Source organism: Listeria immobilis (genome assembly GCF_014322765.1).
GTDB classification, from domain to species: Bacteria; Bacillota; Bacilli; order Lactobacillales; family Listeriaceae; genus Listeria; species Listeria immobilis.
Genome location: NZ_JAASTZ010000017.1, coordinates 34,802 through 52,848, shown reverse-complemented (window position 1 = coordinate 52,848; position 18,047 = coordinate 34,802). Strand labels below are relative to the sequence as shown.

Annotated in this window: 24 protein-coding genes; 17 read left to right on the top strand and 7 right to left on the bottom strand. The window is 35.1% G+C overall.

The window, feature by feature from the left end; all coding sequences use genetic code 11:
- Window positions 1-73 precede the first annotated feature (73 nt).
- Window positions 74-913: a VOC family protein gene (locus HCJ50_RS12635; RefSeq protein WP_185344876.1), complete on the top strand. Its 840-nt coding sequence runs from the start codon at window positions 74-76 to the stop codon at window positions 911-913.
- An 81-nt stretch (window positions 914-994) separates the two neighbouring features.
- Here HCJ50_RS12635 and HCJ50_RS12630 read toward each other — a convergent pair whose 3' ends face one another.
- Complete coding sequence (locus tag HCJ50_RS12630) at window positions 995-1,279, bottom strand: hypothetical protein (protein ID WP_185344878.1); 285 nt, start codon at window positions 1,277-1,279, stop codon at window positions 995-997.
- 86 nt (window positions 1,280-1,365) lie between these two features.
- Here HCJ50_RS12630 and HCJ50_RS12625 point away from each other — a divergent pair, with 86 nt between their 5' ends.
- Genes HCJ50_RS12625 through HCJ50_RS12610 form a run of 4 tightly spaced genes read left to right on the top strand, consistent with a single transcriptional unit; the run spans window position 1,366 to window position 6,395 of the window.
- Window positions 1,366-2,316, top strand: coding sequence for a magnesium transporter CorA family protein (locus HCJ50_RS12625; RefSeq protein WP_185344880.1), 951 nt, complete (start codon window positions 1,366-1,368; stop codon window positions 2,314-2,316).
- 23 nt (window positions 2,317-2,339) lie between these two features.
- Window positions 2,340-2,981: a GntR family transcriptional regulator gene (locus tag HCJ50_RS12620; protein WP_185344882.1), complete on the top strand. Its 642-nt coding sequence runs from the start codon at window positions 2,340-2,342 to the stop codon at window positions 2,979-2,981.
- Window positions 2,982-3,009: 28 nt separating this feature from the next.
- The gene (locus HCJ50_RS12615) at window positions 3,010-5,700 is read left to right on the top strand and encodes a YhgE/Pip domain-containing protein (protein WP_185344884.1); all 2,691 of its coding nucleotides are present in this window, start codon (window positions 3,010-3,012) and stop codon (window positions 5,698-5,700) included.
- Window positions 5,701-5,744: 44 nt separating this feature from the next.
- Window positions 5,745-6,395, top strand: a complete 651-nt coding sequence (locus HCJ50_RS12610) for a GntR family transcriptional regulator (RefSeq protein WP_185344886.1) — start codon at window positions 5,745-5,747, stop codon at window positions 6,393-6,395.
- A gap of 19 nt (window positions 6,396-6,414) precedes the next feature.
- Here the strand turns inward: HCJ50_RS12610 and HCJ50_RS12605 are convergent, their stop codons facing one another.
- On the bottom strand, window positions 6,415-6,954 hold the full coding sequence (locus HCJ50_RS12605; RefSeq protein ID WP_185345018.1) for a GNAT family N-acetyltransferase: 540 nt from the start codon (window positions 6,952-6,954) through the stop codon (window positions 6,415-6,417).
- On the bottom strand, window positions 6,941-7,831 hold the full coding sequence (locus HCJ50_RS12600) for a DUF975 family protein (protein WP_185345016.1): 891 nt from the start codon (window positions 7,829-7,831) through the stop codon (window positions 6,941-6,943). The genes HCJ50_RS12605 and HCJ50_RS12600 overlap by 14 nt, the downstream gene beginning before the upstream one ends.
- Before the next feature lie 185 nt (window positions 7,832-8,016).
- On the opposite strand from HCJ50_RS12600, the gene HCJ50_RS12595 reads away from it, so the two are divergent.
- Window positions 8,017-8,226 carry an Lmo0654 family protein gene (locus HCJ50_RS12595; RefSeq protein ID WP_185344888.1) on the top strand — a complete coding sequence of 70 codons (210 nt, stop codon included), beginning with the start codon at window positions 8,017-8,019 and terminating at the stop codon, window positions 8,224-8,226.
- A gap of 73 nt (window positions 8,227-8,299) precedes the next feature.
- Window positions 8,300-9,007: a metallophosphoesterase gene (locus HCJ50_RS12590; protein WP_185344890.1), complete on the top strand. Its 708-nt coding sequence runs from the start codon at window positions 8,300-8,302 to the stop codon at window positions 9,005-9,007.
- A 49-nt stretch (window positions 9,008-9,056) separates the two neighbouring features.
- Here HCJ50_RS12590 and HCJ50_RS12585 read toward each other — a convergent pair whose 3' ends face one another.
- A complete protein-coding gene (locus HCJ50_RS12585; protein WP_185344892.1) occupies window positions 9,057-9,620 on the bottom strand; it encodes a DUF420 domain-containing protein in 564 nt (187 codons plus the stop codon).
- A 117-nt stretch (window positions 9,621-9,737) separates the two neighbouring features.
- Here HCJ50_RS12585 and HCJ50_RS12580 point away from each other — a divergent pair, with 117 nt between their 5' ends.
- The 5 genes from HCJ50_RS12580 to HCJ50_RS12560 all read left to right on the top strand — a co-directional run bounded on the left by HCJ50_RS12580 (window position 9,738) and on the right by HCJ50_RS12560 (window position 12,127).
- On the top strand, window positions 9,738-10,154 hold the full coding sequence (locus HCJ50_RS12580) for a hypothetical protein (protein ID WP_185344894.1): 417 nt from the start codon (window positions 9,738-9,740) through the stop codon (window positions 10,152-10,154).
- A 222-nt stretch (window positions 10,155-10,376) separates the two neighbouring features.
- On the top strand, window positions 10,377-10,592 hold the full coding sequence (locus HCJ50_RS12575; protein ID WP_185344896.1) for a hypothetical protein: 216 nt from the start codon (window positions 10,377-10,379) through the stop codon (window positions 10,590-10,592).
- Window positions 10,577-10,849, top strand: coding sequence for a hypothetical protein (locus HCJ50_RS12570; RefSeq protein WP_311769581.1), 273 nt, complete (start codon window positions 10,577-10,579; stop codon window positions 10,847-10,849). The genes HCJ50_RS12575 and HCJ50_RS12570 overlap by 16 nt, the downstream gene beginning before the upstream one ends.
- A 144-nt stretch (window positions 10,850-10,993) precedes the next feature.
- Complete coding sequence (locus HCJ50_RS12565; protein WP_185344898.1) at window positions 10,994-11,836, top strand: pre-toxin TG domain-containing protein; 843 nt, start codon at window positions 10,994-10,996, stop codon at window positions 11,834-11,836.
- A gap of 18 nt (window positions 11,837-11,854) precedes the next feature.
- Window positions 11,855-12,127, top strand: a complete 273-nt coding sequence (locus HCJ50_RS12560; protein ID WP_185344900.1) for a hypothetical protein — start codon at window positions 11,855-11,857, stop codon at window positions 12,125-12,127.
- A gap of 543 nt (window positions 12,128-12,670) precedes the next feature.
- Here HCJ50_RS12560 and HCJ50_RS12555 read toward each other — a convergent pair.
- Window positions 12,671-13,270, bottom strand: coding sequence for a flavin reductase (locus tag HCJ50_RS12555; protein ID WP_185344902.1), 600 nt, complete (start codon window positions 13,268-13,270; stop codon window positions 12,671-12,673).
- A 76-nt stretch (window positions 13,271-13,346) separates the two neighbouring features.
- Between HCJ50_RS12555 and HCJ50_RS12550 the strand changes: the two genes are divergently transcribed.
- Together HCJ50_RS12550 and HCJ50_RS12545 are read left to right on the top strand one after the other, a co-directional pair.
- Window positions 13,347-14,027: an ArsR/SmtB family transcription factor gene (locus HCJ50_RS12550; protein WP_185344904.1), complete on the top strand. Its 681-nt coding sequence runs from the start codon at window positions 13,347-13,349 to the stop codon at window positions 14,025-14,027.
- Between the two features lie 122 nt (window positions 14,028-14,149).
- Complete coding sequence (locus tag HCJ50_RS12545) at window positions 14,150-14,782, top strand: type 1 glutamine amidotransferase family protein (RefSeq protein WP_185344906.1); 633 nt, start codon at window positions 14,150-14,152, stop codon at window positions 14,780-14,782.
- Window positions 14,783-14,919: 137 nt separating this feature from the next.
- On the opposite strand, the gene pdxK is transcribed toward HCJ50_RS12545, so the two are convergent.
- Both pdxK and HCJ50_RS12535 read right to left on the bottom strand, forming a co-directional pair.
- Window positions 14,920-15,735: a pyridoxine/pyridoxal/pyridoxamine kinase gene (pdxK, locus tag HCJ50_RS12540; protein ID WP_185344908.1), complete on the bottom strand. Its 816-nt coding sequence runs from the start codon at window positions 15,733-15,735 to the stop codon at window positions 14,920-14,922.
- Between the two features lie 24 nt (window positions 15,736-15,759).
- Complete coding sequence (locus tag HCJ50_RS12535) at window positions 15,760-16,626, bottom strand: Cof-type HAD-IIB family hydrolase (RefSeq protein ID WP_185344910.1); 867 nt, start codon at window positions 16,624-16,626, stop codon at window positions 15,760-15,762.
- 173 nt (window positions 16,627-16,799) lie between these two features.
- Between HCJ50_RS12535 and HCJ50_RS12530 the strand changes: the two genes are divergently transcribed.
- Genes HCJ50_RS12530 through HCJ50_RS12520 form a run of 3 tightly spaced genes read left to right on the top strand, consistent with a single transcriptional unit; the run spans window position 16,800 to window position 18,010 of the window.
- The gene (locus HCJ50_RS12530; RefSeq protein ID WP_185344912.1) at window positions 16,800-17,363 is read left to right on the top strand and encodes a maltose acetyltransferase domain-containing protein; all 564 of its coding nucleotides are present in this window, start codon (window positions 16,800-16,802) and stop codon (window positions 17,361-17,363) included.
- On the top strand, window positions 17,360-17,623 hold the full coding sequence (locus tag HCJ50_RS12525) for a YwdI family protein (RefSeq protein WP_185344914.1): 264 nt from the start codon (window positions 17,360-17,362) through the stop codon (window positions 17,621-17,623). Before HCJ50_RS12530 ends, HCJ50_RS12525 begins: the two co-directional genes overlap by 4 nt.
- A 9-nt stretch (window positions 17,624-17,632) precedes the next feature.
- Window positions 17,633-18,010 (top strand): DUF423 domain-containing protein, encoded by a 378-nt coding sequence (locus HCJ50_RS12520; RefSeq protein ID WP_185344916.1) that lies wholly within the window; start codon window positions 17,633-17,635, stop codon window positions 18,008-18,010.
- Window positions 18,011-18,047 lie beyond the last annotated feature (37 nt).

Below are 18,047 nucleotides of genomic sequence, written 5' to 3'. Positions count from 1 at the left end.
GTAAGTCGTTTTATTGGAAATGGAATGTTTCTTGTGTTGTAATGGAGATATTACAATAAAAGGAGCGTTTTATATGGAGAAAATAAATGAGATGATGCGGCTTGGTGAAGTAGTATTGAATGTAGGTCATTTAGAGGAGATGAAGGGTTTTTATCAGGAAGTTATTGGTTTAAAAGTGCTTGAACAGAATGAACGAGTAGTTCGGCTTGGTGTAAGTGGAACAAATGAGGCACTACTTGTTTTACACAAAATAGATAATGCAGTAGTTCCAGAAGTTCCTCGGATTGGTTTATATCACACAGCATTTCTTTTACCAACTAGAGAAAGCTTGGCAAATGTATTGGCACATTTAATTAAATCAGGCTATCCAATTGATGGGGCTGGAGATCATGCTTTCAGTGAGGCGCTCTATTTACATGATATTGAAGGAAATGGCATTGAAATTTATGCTGATCGAAATAAGCAGGATTGGATGCGTGATGCACAAGGTAATTTGCCAATGGTAACGGAGGAAGTAGATGTCGATGGTTTACTACAGATAGTTTCTGAAAAAAGATTTACTGGGATGCCAGCGGGTACTAAAATTGGTCATGTACATTTACAAGTTGCTAATGTTGATGAGGCGGAAAAATTTTATCGCAGTGCACTTGGAATGAACTTAACAACAGCCATTCCATCAGCTCGTTTTTTTGCGGCAGGGGATTATCATCATCATATTGGAACTAATATGTGGGCTGGTCAAAATATACAAAGTTTGCAAAACCAAGAAGTTGGGCTTGCTTGGTTTACGATAGTAACATCAAATAAAGAAGCCATTACCAAGCAATTAGAAGGGCAAGGGTATCAAGTAAGCCGTTTTGAACATACTATCTCTGTTATAGATTCAAATGGGATTATGATTCATTTTAAATAAAAAAGAACTGTTTAAGCGAAATGTGCGCTTAAACAGTTTTTTGATGCGATAATAAGGGAAAGGTACAGTTAGTTATTATTTTTAATGTCTTCGTTGCATCGTTTTTTTAAGAAGCCAGTTGCTTGACTGGAAAATTGTTTGGAGAGTTAGGAAGATACCAATCCCAAGATTTAAGTAAGAAAGAGCTAGAGCGGCATTGTCTGGAAATGCGCTTTGTACAGCAATAAAAGTTATAAAGAAACCGCTGTTTGCACAAAATGCTATCCAAAACCAAGATAAACCACTAAGTTTACTTACTACAAAAGAAAGACCAGACACAATTGCAGCTAAAGCAAGTCCTGTTATTATCATCGACATAAATTCCATTTTTATCGCCCCTTTGTCATAAATGAATTATTATTAATAATAATGTAACACAAATGAAACATATCGTAAAGAAAGGAGACTTATAGATGATTGAATTTTTTAAAACAACGAATGAAAAAATGGAACAACTTTCCGCTATAGAAGAAGGCTGCTGGATTAAAGTAACAAATCCGTCCGAAGATGAGATTGGGCGTTTAAGTAAAGAAATGGACGTTCCGAAGCCATACATATTAGATGCACTTGATTCAGAAGAGCGCTCTAGAATAGAATTAAAACGAGCCGAACAAGATATAAGACATTCATTAGTAATTGTGGATTGCCCTTATGAATCGGAGGATGAGTTGGGCTATGCGATGTATGAAACACTCCCAATTGGTATTGTTTTAACAACAAATCATCTTGTCACCATTTCCTTACGAGACTTACCAATTTTGCAGGATATCCGTTCAATGAAGTTGGAGCTTTATGATACAACCAACCATAAGCAATTTTTGTTAAAATTATTATATGCTGTATCCTATTATTACCTCAAATATTTAAATCAAATCATTAAACAAACAAATAATTTAGAACTACAGATTAAAAAATCAATGAAAAACGAACAGTTATATGCATTTATGGCCGTTCAAAAAAGTTTGGTTTTTTTTGCAACAGCACTGCAATCCAATAAAGCAATCCTAGATAAAATGGAAGATGTAGAACATTTTATGCAACAAGAGGAGAATCATGATTTACTAAGAGATGTCATTATCGAAAATAAACAAGCAATTGCAATGACAGATACATATACTCAAATTATTAGCGGAATGTCAGACGTGTTTTCCTCGGTGATTTCTAATAATCTAAATATTGTTATGAAATTTTTAACTTCTTTTACGATTATTTTATCGCTACCTACCATTGTGGCAAGCATTTACGGGATGAATATTAAATTGCCTTTTATGAATAATGAACATGCTTTTGCATTGATATTACTATTTACGTTATTTATTATGACGGGAGTAACAGTAATTTTTTGGCGAAGAAAATACTTTTAAACATAGAAAACGGGGGAACAACTATGGAAAAACAAACATATGAAAGACTTGCATATTATACTATCAAAGAAAAAATTCTCAGTGGGAAGCTACATGTCGGACAACATATTTCAGAAGCAGGTATTGCAAAAGAACTATCTATTAGTCGGACACCTGTTAGAAAAGCAATTGCTATTTTGGTTTCAGAAGAGTTGATAGAGTATGAGCTTAATCGTGGTGCGATTGTAATTGAAAGTAGCATGAGCGCTGGTCGATTTATTGAATTACTAGAAATGGGAGAAATTCTTATCATTCAAACAATCGAAAAGTGTAAAAATAAAAACTTGACCTATAAACCGGAAAAAGGCGACGCAATACTAAATGAAATGAGACAAATTGGTAAAGAAGATGATGACGATATGTATTTAACATTACTCAGCAAATGGTTACTCCAATTTGTGTCACAATTAGCAAATATTTATGCAGAAGACATGGTTCGAAAAATGAAACGCGATTTTTTTAATAAAGCGCAAAAAGATATTAAGATGATTCCTGTCCTTTTAGAAAAAGAGACGCTAGAGTGCATTGATCAATTGTCCAATTTTATGGTGGCAAAAGAGCACGAAAAAGCAATAGAAGTAGTGAATAAACTAATGAATTTATATATTATTCGTACTTTTAGATAGATTTTATAAATAAATAGGGGGGCTTTTGATGCGGAAAGTATATGAAATTTTTATTTTAGACTGGCGCCGCTTATTTAAAGCGCCTTTAGCATTGTTATTAGTAATTGCATTGATTATTTTGCCGTCATTATATGCATGGTTTAATATTGAAGCACTGTGGGATCCTTATTCTAATACTTCTGGAATAAAGGTAGCAGTTTCAATTGATGATGAGGGGGCAGAAGTAGATGTCCCAGGTCAAAAGCCAGAACAAATTAATGTCGGAAATCAACTGAAAGAAACACTTGAAAAAAATAATAAATTAGGTTGGACCTTTGTAAGTGAAAAGGAAGCAGAAAAAGGTGTAAAAAGCGGGAAGTACTATGCGGCAATACATATTCCAAAAGATTTTTCTGCTGATATGGTCTCAGTTGTAAGTGATAATGTTAAAAAGCCGACAATTGATTACTCTGTTAATGAAAAAATTAATGCCATCGCACCAAAAATGACAGAAAGTGGAGCGACGACCATTGTAAACCAAATTAGTTCAGAATTTGTTGGAACTGTTAGTAAAGCTGTTTTAGAAGAGTTTAATCAAGCCGGAATTGACCTCGAAAATGAGTTGCCGACAATTCGACATTTAAAAACAAAAGTATTTCAAGTACAAGATGCTTTGCCAGAAATAAAAAAAATGGGAGCAGAAGCAGTCAAAATCGAAGCCAAACTTCCAGAATTAAAAGCCAAAGCGAATCAGGTTGTAGAGTTAAATAAAAAAATTCCAGAACTTAATCAAGCAACTGAAAATGTATTATTAGTCGAGCAACAATTGCCGAAAATCGATCAACTCGGAGCGGATATTTTAGTTCTTCAGCAGAAAATCCCGGAAATAAAACAAATCGCATCCTCCGTAAAAGAGGTAGATGAAAACTTTGGAACAATTAAAAAATCAGTGAACGATGCGGTAGATGAGTCAGGAAAAGCACTTGATGTAATTAACGGAGCAATGGAAGCTATACCTACTGTCCAAAATATTGCTCAAAATAGTAATGGATACGTAAACAAAGTATCCGATTTTGCTAATGAAATCAATCATTCATTTGATACTTTAGCGCCTGCAATAAAGCAAAATCTAACTTTAATGAAGCAAATGGCAGATAATGTTTATCAAATAACGGAAGCAATCGAAAATGGCTCTATTAGTGCAGATCAAGCAATGACAGAATTAAATAAAATGGAACAAGATATAGTTTCATTACAACAAATGATTACCCAACAAACAGCAACATTAGAAAGTTTAAATGAAACTTTGCCGAATAAACCATTTACCGATTTGATTACAAACCTTAAAACCATTAACTCCGATTTAACTACACAAAAAGAAACGATTACAAAAGTTCGCACACAGCTCGAAAATGGCGAACAACCATCTAAGGAACTATTGAACACACTGAATACACAAGCGAAAACTGTTAGCGAGAAATTGCAACAAATTTTAAATAGCTATGATGCAGAAATTGTTCCAAGAGTTAAAACCGGTCTCAATCAAATTCAAGGTAACTTAGCAGATAGTCAAAAATTGCTTCAAAACCTACAAGCGAAAATTCCAGAAATTAGCCAGGTATTACAAGACTCTAAAAAAACACTTCAAACTGGTCAAACTTATTTAAAAGAATTCCAGTCACGCCTACCAGAAATTCAAAAAACGCTAGATGAAACAACGGAAGTGATTGATACTAAACTTAATACAATAATTGCAGGCATTAACGAAGCAGCTACTTTTTATCAAAATGATTATCCAAATGTAAAAGCAAATATTAAAAAAGCGGCTGATTTTATTCGAAATGATTTGCCAGGATTGGAAAAAGAAATCGACCAAGCTTCCAATCTTATTCAAGAAAAAATGCCGGAATTTGAAAAAGCGATTACGATTGCAGCTAATTTATCCCGTGAAGAATTACCAGAATTTGAAACCGCGATTAACAAAGCTGCAAATAAGATAACCGATTTTGATAAAAATTATGATTTGCAAAATATTATTAAAATGCTCCGAAATGATGCGGATCAGGATAGTTCTTTCATAGCCAATCCTGTTAATTTAAAGGAAACTAGTTACTATCCAATTCCTAATTATGGTTCGGCGAGCTCTCCTTTTTATACTGCACTTTGTTTATGGGTTGGAGCTTTGCTACTTATCTCCTTGCTTCGAGTTGATGTAGAAGTACCAGCAGGGATATTTAGTCATTATCATCGTTATTTTGGTCGATTGCTTACTTTCCTATCAATTGGACTTATGCAAGCATTAATCGTTACGTTAGGTAATATTTTCTTACTTGATGTTTCTATTGCTGAACCATTGCTACATGTACTCTTTAGCATGTTCATTAGTGTTGTCTTTATGACGATTGTTTATACGTTAGTGTCGTTATTCAATAATGTCGGAAAAGGAATTGCGATTATTCTCTTAGTTTTACAAATATCGGGAGCAGGCGGGAACTTTCCGATTCAAGTTTCACCACCATTTTTCCAAGCGATTTATCCTTATTTACCATTTACTTATGCGGTAAGTTTAATTCGAGAAAGTGTGGGTGGGCTTTATATGCCAACTGTTTGGATAGATATGGCTGTTCTTAGCGGTTTTGCCATCTTATTCATCGGATTTGGTGTATTGCTGAAAAAACCACTCGATAAAATTATTCCAAAACTATCCAAAAAGGCAAAACAAAGCAAGTTAATTCATTAAAAATAGTTTTATGATATAATTACGAGCAACGAGGGGGCCTACAAATGGTAGCAAACAAATATAAAACACTCGAAAAGATGGTTTATGACCGACTTTTAATAAAAATTAAAAATGGAGAATTGACTCCTAATCAACATTTGGCAGAAGAAAAGCTGGCTGCTGAATTTGGTGTAAGTCGCTCTCCGTTTCGAAAAACGATTGCAACACTTGCTGCTCAAGGAATTGTCACTTATCATGAAAATAGCGGCGCAGTCTTAAATGATGTTTTAATTGACTCTAAACGATATGTACAATTAATGGAAACGATTAGTATTTTAGTAGATGCAGCTATTGTGAAGGTGGCGCATTTTGGCTTGATTATGGATGTGGAAAAGCTCAATGAACGTCTTCAAGAGATGGAACGCTATTCCTATTTAACGGATTTAGAAAATTATTTTGATGCGCATCATCGTTTTATTCTTGGTTTAATTAGTTTTGCTGATAATCCATATCAAATTACTATCGCAAAACAAATTTTCTTTCAAATTATCTCTTTTTCTGATGGAATTCATATTTTTAAATCAGTCGAGATACGTGAATGGACAAATAAAAAAAGCAGTGAAATATACGAACAACTCGCAAAGGAAGATTTAGAAACAGCAAGAAAAACAATCAAAGCCATGTTTGCTGAGTTAATAATTCAAGCATACCGATAAAAAAACTTCCACCTATCTATTATTTAGATAAGTGGAAGTTTTTTTGGTATAAATTAAATCCATTTTGTTTTCCTATAAATTGAAAATTATAGCTGCGATACATTTGATTAAGTCTATCATTTGTTTCAATACAATCCAAACGAACTAACGAAATATGACTCGATATAGCAAGCTTTTCGGACCAATTAATCATTTGCTTACTCAAAGAAATACCGCTAAACTCTCGGGAAACCATGATGCGATGCAGATAAAAAGCAGTTTCATCAGCTAATTCTCCCCATAATTCTGAATCCCAATCGCTAGGTGTTTGGCGAATAATCATGACACCAGCAAGTAAAGCTTCATATGTTTCAAAAAGAGCTACTTCACCAAGTTCAATGCGTTCTTCTATATGATGGACATCATGGCCTTCTAAAATATCATTCCACTGGCTAGAACCCGATTCTTTTAGCCAGCGAGCAGTATTTAACATCAATTCATTTATTTTTAAGCGATCATTTGGCAAAGCAAAGCGGACTAGAAAATCCAGTCCGCCAGCAGAAATGTTATTTTGGTTCATTTTCATCTTTTGGAGCTTCGGGTTCTTTGGTTGTTTCAGGTCCAAAACCTTCTGGATGAGTATCGTCAGCAAATGGATCTTCTTCGGATTTTGCGAATGGATCCACCACTTCTTCTTCCACAATCACGGTTTCGTCTGTGTAAGTTGCTTCGTTTGCTGCATATAAATCATCATAAAATACAGCTACAGAAGTGATAAAATATGGATACACATATAGCGAAATTCCTAAAGAGATTACCCAAGAAGCTAAGATAAGTACGAGACCACCAAATGTAGCTCCGGCAGCAAGTGCATTAATAATTTCAGTAGGATCAGTTGTATTATAAGAGATAGAAGCCATACCACCTGCAATAATAATAACACCAACAATCCCAACCGCAATTGGAATTAAATACCAAAGTAAAAAGGTAAGAGAAAGCCCAAATAGTCTACCTTTATGTCCATTCATCATATGGCGGCTTTCTGTGATTGCATCTAAAGCGGAGATATTTGGATTATCTCGTAAAATAAAGAATGTTTGTGAATAGGAATAAGCTTTAATAATACCTGGTACAATTAAAAGTAAACTCCATAAAAATGTAAAGATACAGATTAGCAAGTAAGCCAAGAAAGTACGCCCAAATTCTTTAAAACCACTAAACATGTAGGCAACATCAGGTAGTTCCTTCCTACTAATTGCTAGGTATACCCAAGAAACCCCAACATATAAAGGTCCTGTAAGTAAAATTAACGCAATCCAACCAATAAATGGAATCCAACCTAATATGCCACTCGCAATAGTTTCAAGCAACCAAGCAAGGACAAATATTCCAATGGCAATTCCCCAGTTGCCACGAAGCGACTCTTTAGCTGTCTGTTTTACTTGTGAAATAGTCATCATAATGAAAACTCCTTTTTAAATTTATTTTAAGTATAATAGCAAAAATACCTATTACTAAAATAGCATACTTCTTAGGAGTAATACAGTATTTTGAAGTGTTTCATTTTTTTTATTAAAATAGGTGTAAGTTGCTTCTTTTTGGGGAAAAGGTTAGATGGTATGATTAATTTGGAGGTGGCGAAATGGCCAAAGAGAACTTAAGAGAACTAGAAGATCGGTTAATTGATTTACGACGAGAATATCAAGAAGTACTTAGTGAAACAAAAGATTTTGAAGACCCACAACTCCAAAATGGACCGATTAATGCTGTAGAAGTAAGATTAAGTGCATTACGTCACGAAATTTCGGAAGTGGAGAAAAAAATTAAAAAAGTAGAAGGTAGTACCAAATAGGGAAATAGCGTCCTTTTGCTAATAAGAATTAGCGAAAGGATATTTCTTTTTATGTGAATTTGGAGGAATGAATATGAAGCCAATTTTTGCAGTAGGGGATGTACACGGAGAAATTACATTATTAGATGAGCTTTTAGAGAACTGGGATGAGCAGCGTGAACGACTCTTGTTTGTTGGAGATTTAATTGACCGCGGTGAAAATCCAGCAGCAGTTCTTCGGCGAGTGAAAGAGCTAGTGGATAATTCAGAAGCGATTGTTTTAAAAGGCAATCATGAACAAATGTTACTGGATTGGTTAGAAAATCCCTCTGAGAAAATGCACTACTATTTGAGTCAAGGTGGTATGGAAACAATTCAATCCCTTATTTCTGATTCGCTTGATAAAAAAACAACACCAGAAGGACTAGCGGAAAGAATTAAACTGGAGTCTTCGGAGCTCATTGAATTTATCCAAAACTTACCTCTTTATTATGAAGAAGGGAAGTATGTTTTTGTCCATGCCGGCGTAGATTTTTCTAAAGAAGATTGGCATGATACAGAACAACGAGATTTTTACTGGATTCGAGAACCATTTTTATTTGGAGAAAATAAGACGGGGCAAGTATTTATTTTTGGACATACCCCAGTACAAAATTTACATAAAGATGGAAGCGCAGATATCTGGGTTTCTAGCGATAAAACAAGGCTTGATATCGATGGTGGGGCTGTTTTTGGCGGCGAACTTCATGGAGTTGTTGTAGAAGAAAAAGTCATCACCAAAAGTTTTACTGTGAAAAAATAAGCGTTCAAAATGCTTCTTTCTTTTGAGAAGCATTTGAACGCTTATTTTTTTAATAATATGGTGCCATGAAAAGATAGACTAAAACTCCGGTTAAACTCACATATAACCAAATTGGCATCGTCCAACGAACAATTTTTTTATGTTTAGTGACTTGCATTGTCCAGCCCCAAACAAGTGCGAATAGCGCGAGTGGAACAACAATAGCAGCTAAGAAACTATGTGTAATTAAGATAAAGAAGTAAATCGGGCGGATAATGCCAGTTCCACCAAAAGTAGATGTTTCGGCGGATAAGTAATGGAACGTTAAGTAAGATACTAAGAAGAGCAATGTGGATGTAAATGCTGCAAGAATAAACCCACGATGCATATTAATATTTTTCTTTTTTATAATCGCCCAAAGTGCAATAATTAAAAATACAAAGGTAAAACTATTAAAGATGGCATTCATTCTTGGGAAAATCGTAATATCAAAATGCACGGCTCCCTGATAGCCAATCGGTGAAAAGAAGAGTAGTAAAATCACCACAACCGCAATAAAAGAAATAATCATTATCGGCCAAAAATAGTTTTTTTCTGATGTCGGTTTTGTAAGTTTTTCTTTATTTTGTTCCATGAAAAAAATAGCCCCCTAAATAAAAAATTGCTGTACACATTCATTATACATGACGAACATATCGGATGCGAAAAATTGAACTTTTTAAGGTATAATGATGGGGAAAGGGTGTTTCTAATGGCAATAATTGCGCGAGAATTAACGAAAACAGAAGAAGCGGAAATCATTCGTTTGAAAGAAGAGGGCGAAATTATGCTCCAAACGGACGGTACTCCAGAAGAGCGTGTTCAGAAAATTGTAGATTACTTGAAAAATACCTCGCCAGATCCTGAGTTAGCAGAAGAGCAAGGTTATATATTAGGTTCTTTATACGGCGAGGCTGCGCGAGAAAAATATGGATGGAAATGGTTATTTGTTTCCGAAAATGATTCGGAAGGTTATGCGATTACATCGAAGGAACATGGCTACACTTTTATGGTACATGATTATTTTATGCAAGTAATCGTGGGAAATAAACCAGATAATAGTAAAATGTTGTTTGAGTTAATGCCGGATATGACAGGGAATAAGAATGATTTTCGGATGATAGGGTGAAAAAGCCAGCCATAGTAGACAGCTTATCATTTATAAAAGTTAAGTGCACCTATTTAAAAATGAGTCACTCCTAAAAACAAACAATGAGGGGACAATTGCTTCCCTTTTTACGTAAAATGGTTCACAAAATGATCGCAAACGGCTCCTAACAAAACGGCAATCAGAAATAAAGCTATTTTAACAGAAAAAGGAAACGCGCCCAAAGCTACTAAAGGCCCACAAATGAAGAAAGCAGGCGAGCTAAAAACCAATAAGTTGCACCTACCAGACCAACTCAGCGAAATGGCCCGTAGAATCCATCAAAATATCGAAGCGAGCCAAAAAACAAGAGAAGCCTCCAATTTGAAAGAATATCTAAAAAAAGAAAAGGCTGTTTTAGAAAAGGAAAAGCATATGACTCGGCCAAAGCTTATTATAGCACCGTGCTTTACCCCTTAGTTCAGGGAGGGATTTTATTAACCGAAGCGACCGAAGCAGCCGTCAAAAAATTCCCAGAACGGTACCAAAGGGAAGTGGACAGTGGGGATCTCAAACAGTCCGAACTGGAAGAACAAATACGCCGAGTCAATGAACTCATCCACCAAGCGAATGACCTAGAGAACCAAGTGAGGCAATCCCCATTATCTGAAACAGATCAGCAAATCCAGCTGCAATTTAATCATGCCTTACTAGAAGCGTATCAAACAAGCAAATAAGAACTAGAAGAAAAGCTTCAAAAATTAATCGCCTTTCACGCAAGTTCGCCCAGTATTTTTTCCGAAATCGCTCATTTGAAACAGGCGATTGATTAAGGCCTAGCCCAAACAAAGACCGCATGGAATCCAACATCGGGTACCTTTATGATTCCAAGCCAAGAAAAACTAGCATGGGCCAATACCATTCGAGCTTTTCAACAGAAAAAAGAAGCACAAGAAGAACCAGATACAACGGGCCGAACTTATACACGAATAGACTTAGGAAACGGGACGTACATATGGGCGTGGTCCAAAGATGGCCGTACGCTGACCCAAGACGATATCCAATTCACCGTAAAACATGATAAATGGGCAGGAAAAGATGGTGGGTTAGGGAAAATGCTAGCCCAAGCAGAAGCAATGAAAGCAGAAGCGAAAAACTTTGACCCAGTGAAAGCAATAAAAGAAATAGCCGACCTCTTTACACCAATAGGAGACGGTGTTAGAGTTATGACTGGAGAAGACCCGATAACCGGAGACAAGCTATCCTGGGGCGAACGAGGACTTTCCTTGTTATTTATCATTCCACTTGCTAAAGTAGGCAAATATGGGGCCAAAGGGTTTAAATTTGTTTACGAAGGCGTAGAAGACGCAAATAAGATTCATAAAAAAGCAGACAAGGTGAAAGAGGCTGAAAAGAGTACGAAGAAAGCCGATGGGGCTATATCTTCTGGGAAAAATATATTTAACTATACAAACAAAGTTAAAGAACACATGGCTAATCCTGAAAGAGCAGTCCCTGCTCAAACCTTGAAAGAAGCAATCAAAGGTGGTACTCCAATGCCTGACCCAAGAGGATCTAGCGCAACCATGTATTATAGCGAAATTTATATTAACAATAAGAAATATAATTTTGAAGTGCTTTATGATAAAGCGACAAATACTATTTATCACTTTAAATATGATAGAAGACCATTAGGTCCATTGCCAGAAGTCCCCAAAAAATAATAGTGGAGGAGAAATATTATGACAAAAAAAGAGCAATTATATTACTTGCTAAATGGCCTGAATCATAGGGAAATAGAGATTAACAATTTTACAAATCAGTTTATGAAAATTTTTGATTTAGAAATAGATTTTGATGAATTGTCGAAAAAAGAATATATAGTTTTAGGAAATGTGTCAGATATGGCAGCTAGATTTTCTGATAATGCAGAGGATTTGAAATTACCTAATGTGTACTATAGCGAAAAGCAAATTAGAGATGAGGTATCTCATGCTTTAAAAGAATTAACGTGAAATATATTAAAAATGCACTTTATTACAAGACTGGTAATCAAATAATAATTGCTAGGATAGTAAGGGCGGACCTACATTTAGAAGAACAAACCATTTAAATTCGGTTTGTTCTTCTATTTAAATGAAGAGACCTTGAAATCTATAATAATCAACATTTACTTAGTAATGAGCATTTTATTAAAAAGAATTAGGTAGTATTAGTGATGACATTTTTGTACAAGGTAGTCGATTCGGAGGAATACTGCATACTTGCCAAAATTATACTTCAATATATTAGTGTTATACAAAAAAATTCCAGCCCTAGTATTCGTTAAATAAAAAAAGTGGAGAGGCTGGGACATAACTAAATCTCAGCAATAAAAGTTGGAAAAAGAGAAAAGCAGAAATCATGGATATAGAGCCATTTCAAAAAATGGAATAGACATGATTTCTGCTTGTTTTTCATTGTAGAGCCCCTTTTGTCCCAGCCTCACTACAATTAAAAATGATTGCTTACTTAATTATTTTGCGAAATAGTCATTTTACTAATAAGTTCATTTTAGTCTAATCCTTAAATTCCTTGAAACGAAAATTAGTTCCTAGTGATTGGTTTGCTGTTGTGTATTCCCTGAATTTATAAATTAATGGGGACCAATTATTAACATCAATATGGGAGTCATCGTACAAGATTTTTTTATCTACAAAAATTCCTTTTATTTCACATTCTATAATTGCGAAATCACTTCTAATCGACATTTCGGTTATGCTTGTTTCTATTTGAATCAGACATTCTTGAATTCTAACAGTTTGAACTTCTTTTCCAGCCATTTTCGTAAATCCGCCTAAACTAAATTTATCTGTACAATATTTATAGCCAGCTTGTTTCTTAAAGTCAGGCAGATTAAAGTTACCTGTTGTTTTTGCGATGCGTTCAATATTTTCCCAAATAGATGCATCGGCGACATTAAATGTTGCTTCACTACCAACTTGTAAATTTAAGTAGCCTTTGTTAGCTAGTCCTAGACCGATGACGATACTTTTTCCCAAAGTCCAAGTGGAGCTAATAACAGTGATATTGTCCTTATTATTTTCAGTATCTTTGGTAGTCATAAGTACGACAGGAAAACCATAATAAAAACTGTTTTTTTTCAATTTTTTAAACATATTCTTCACCTCTCTGTATAGTATAATATGTATATAACTCGATACCCATCGATATAGCAGAAATGAGGAAATTGAAATGAAAGGATTCCCCGATTTACAAGCAACGACTAAAGTTTTAGCAGATTCATCCCGATTAGAAATCCTGACAATATTAATGGACGGAAAATATCATAATGTAAGTGAACTTGCTAAAAAAACAAAAATTAAAAGTCATACTGCTTCCTATCACCTAAAACAATTATGTGAATTGAATTGGGTAGCTTCTTATAAGCAAGGAAGGAATGTCTACTTTCATTTGTGCTCAGAAGACATTGCCGATTTATTAGAAAAATTAATGAATATAAGTCCTGTCAAAGAAATTAATTCTTTTAATGAAACTATCGAATTGGAAAAACTAAAAAAGGGACGTTCTTGTTATCGACATTTAGCAGGTACTGTGGGTGTTGATTTTTTTAATTTTCTAGTTCAAAAGGGATATGTTAAATTAGAAAATAACAATCTTGAGCTAACGGATAAAGGGGGGCAATACTTTGAATCTTTAGGTATGGAAATTAATCTTATAAAAAAACAACAAGGAATATTTATTAAGTCTTGTTTGGATTGGACGGAACAAACATTTCATTTAGGTGGGAATTTGGGAAAGGCGTTTTTTCGTCACTGTGAAGAAAAAGAATATTTTATTTTAAATAAAGAAAATAGAAGTGTTTGTTTGACTAATGCAGGAAAAATATTTTTTGCTGATCTAAAGTTATCATAATCAAGTATGGTAAGTTCCCACTTTTTTATCACTTTAGCTTATTTATATTGTTGACATACATTTGTCAGCTATCAACAGGTATAATTAAAAAGTAACTACAAGTGATGGAGTGGAGGAGAATAATGAATACGATTTATGTTTATGTACTTGATACTTTAGCGGACTGGGAAATAGGCTACATCACCGCAGAGTTGAATTCAGGTCGGTTTTTTAAAAGGGGAGGGCGTAACTTATCTGTTAAGACAGTTAGTTATTCGAAAAAGCCTATCACTACAATGGGCGGAATGAAGGTAGTTCCTGACTGTTTGCTTGATGATATCGTTGTGGATGAAACGAATATGTTGTTATTACCGGGAGCAGACACGTGGAATGATGCTAAACATAGGAACATTCTTAAAATCGCTCGGGAGTTCCTATCTCATGGAGCCAAAGTGGGAGCAATTTGCGGGGCTACTGTTGCTCTTGCTAATTTAGGTATCTTAGATGAGCGTCTGCATACCAGCAATGGAGTCGAATTTCTTGCTATGTTTAGCCCTAATTACAAAGGGCAAGATTTTTATGTGGATCAACTCTCTGTAGTAGATAACAACCTCATTACGGCAAGTTCGGCCGGATCTTTGTTATGGTCAAAACAAATTATTGAGCAATTGGGCGTTTTTCAATCAGATACACTCGAGTTTTGGTATGCTTATTTTAATACCGGAGATCCAAATTATTTCTTTCAACTTATGGCAACATTACCGTCGGATGAATAAGCTGTGTCATATAAATCGCACCAAACATGTTCAATCGGATTGAATAATATTCGTTTAAATGAGGCTGTTATATGGTGATTACTTTTGAATAATGATACTAAAAAAGAGCAGAAATTTGTTCGCTCTTTTTTAGTATCTTATCTATTCTCCGCTTTATTATATGCACCGTGCCAAACAGGTCCGATAAATTCATTTAGTGCAAATCCGCCTTTGATTGCAGCTGTAACGAAGTCTTTCGCTTTAGAAACAGCTTCTTCTACAGATAATCCTTTTGCAAGACCGGCTGTAATAGCGGCTGCGAAAGTACAACCAGCACCGTGATTGTGACTTGGAGAAATTTTTTCTACTTCATATATTGTGAAATCTTTGCCATCATAGAGTAGGTCGATTGCTTTGTCGCTTTCTAGTGCTTTTCCGCCTTTGATAACAACGTATTTAGCACCTAATTCAATGATTTTTTTTGCAGCTGCTTTCATATCATCAAGCGTTGTTAACTTGCCAAGACCAGAAAGTTGACCAGCTTCAAAAAGGTTTGGTGTTGTGATTGTTGCTTTTGGAAGTAATAAATCACGGATAGCTTCTGCGTTTTCCGGTTGGATTAATTCATCTTCGCCTTTACAAACCATAACTGGGTCGATAACAACATTTTTTAAATCGTATTTATCAATGGCTTCACGAGTGGCTTTAATGATATCAATGGAGCCGAGCATGCCTGTTTTCATTGCATCAACAGGTCCACCAGAGAGGATGGTTTTTAATTGTTCACGTACGAGCCCCGCATCAATTGGAGTTACGCCATGTGCCCAATTATTGTCTGGATCCATTGTTACGATAGTTGTAATCGCGCTAAAACCATAAGTACCATATTCTTCAAATGTTTTTAAATCTGCTTGTAAACCAGCGCCACCACTAGAATCAGAGCCTGCAATTGTTAATGTTTTTTTGATTGTCATCGTATTTCCTCCTAAAACTAAACTTTAGTCATTTGTTTCAAGCATTTTATAGATAGCAGCTGCGACACCGTGTTCATCATTAGAAACAGTAACATGATCTGCTAAATTTTTTACTTCATTTTCGGCATTGCCCATTGCGACACTATAGCCAGCCATTTTGAGCATCGAAATGTCATTCATATTATCTCCAATTGCAAAAGTTTCATCAAGTGTTATGCCTAGTTTTTCTACATAATATTGTAAAGAAATGCCTTTTTGGGCTTCACGATTTGTAATTTCAATATTATCGGAAAAAGAAGAAGTAACAGCTAAATCATTATTTTTTTCTAATTTTTTCTTTGCTTTTGCAAGTACATCTTTTTCTGGTGAAAACGAAATAAACTTTAATATGGTTAAATCTTTATTATTTAGAATTCGCTCTACATCAGTAATTTCATGTACATCTTTTGATTCAAAACGTTCGGCTACTTTATCAGTGATGCCTGTCACAGGAGCATCAGGGAAAATGCGCTTGTACATTTCAATCATAAATTTTTTACCGCGTTCTTTATCTGTTGTAATTGGTCCCATATCTGTGAAAAATTCTGTATACATTCCTAGCTCCGTTAATGTATTGTAAGTGTCTCGTGCTAGTTCTTTATCAATCGGATGTTGCAAAATGATTTTACCATGTTCATCACGAATTTCGGCACCATTCATACAAATTGCTGGTGCGTACAAATTGACTTTATTAATAAGGCTCATTGCATCATTATACATACGTCCAGTACAAAGAACGAAATGAATACCTTTTGCGCGTGCGGCTTCGATTGCCTCAACGTTTTCTTGTGCAATTTCGATATCAGAGTTAAGTAGTGTCCCATCCATGTCTGAAGCAATAACTTTAATCATAATATTTCATTCCTCTCCAATTTTACCTACCATACTAGAATAGCATTTTTTAAAGAAAAATGCACAAGCGGTAGTTGTGCGCAGTTTTTTATGTTTAATAGTTACTTTACTATATTTCTTTCCGCCATTTAGTTATAATGAATAAGAATAAAACGTGGATTGGATGTGTCAGAATGAAAACAGAGCTAGAGAAGATGATTGCAGGAGAAATGTATAATCCTAGTGATAGAGAGCTAGTACATGGAAGAAGTCGTGCTCGTAAGTTCTGTCGGGAGATTAATGATACGATGGATGCTGAATCCCGTCAAAGCGTACTTAAGCGTCTATTTGGTGGTACAAAAGAAAATGTTTATGTAGAACCTGATTTTCGAGTGGATTATGGTTCTAATATTTATGTTGGCGAAAATTTTTATGCTAATTTTGATTGTGTTATTTTAGATGTTTGTGAAGTACATATTGGCGATAATTGTATGATGGCGCCAGGGGTTCATATTTATACAGCAACTCATCCACTTGATCCAGTAGAGCGAAACAGTGGGCTTGAGCTTGGTAAGTCTGTAGAAATTGGTGACAATGTATGGCTTGGTGGCCGAGCGATTATTAATCCGGGAGTAAAACTTGGTAATAATGTTGTAGTTGCTTCTGGGTCAGTTGTAACAAAAAGCTTCCCTGATAATGTCGTTTTAGCCGGAAATCCTGCACGTGTAATCAAAACAATTGAGGTAACGGAAAAATGATTATTTCAGATGCAAAGATTTTTGAACAGATGGAAAGTGAGCTTGCAAAAGCAAAGTCGGCAACGACAAAGGCCAGTCAGGATAAGCACTTGCATGGTTTAATGGTGCTTGTTCAGCTTGCAAAAACTGGAGATGAAACAGGAATGGAAATAGAGAAAAGTGCTATTCCAAAAGCTGAATCAACGCAAATCGTTAATATGGATGGAAAGAAAATGGAGTTAGATGATGGAGCAAATGGAGATTCTTTGCTTGATTTTTAGGGGGTCATTATGAAAAAAACAATTATTACTGGAGCTATTTTTGCTGGGTTGGCAGTTTTACTTGGCGCTTTTGGAGCACATGCATTAAAAGATATGCTTGGAAGTTATGCGAGCACGTGGGAAACTGGTGTACAGTATCAAATGTTTCATGCAGTAGGTATTTTAATTGTTGGATTGCTAATGGAAAAACAAGACAGCCGACTTTATACTTGGGCAGCTATTTTATTTTCGGCGGGGATTGTTTTCTTCTCTGGAAGCTTATATGTGTTAAGCATTTCAAAAGTATCAATTTTAGGCGCGATTACACCAATTGGAGGAATTTTGTTTGTTGTAGGTTGGTTCTTGTTAATTTTAGGTGTATCGAGAAGAGTTAGAAGCATTTATTAAGTTAATTTTAAATAAAAAATAATTGTCTTTTTATACT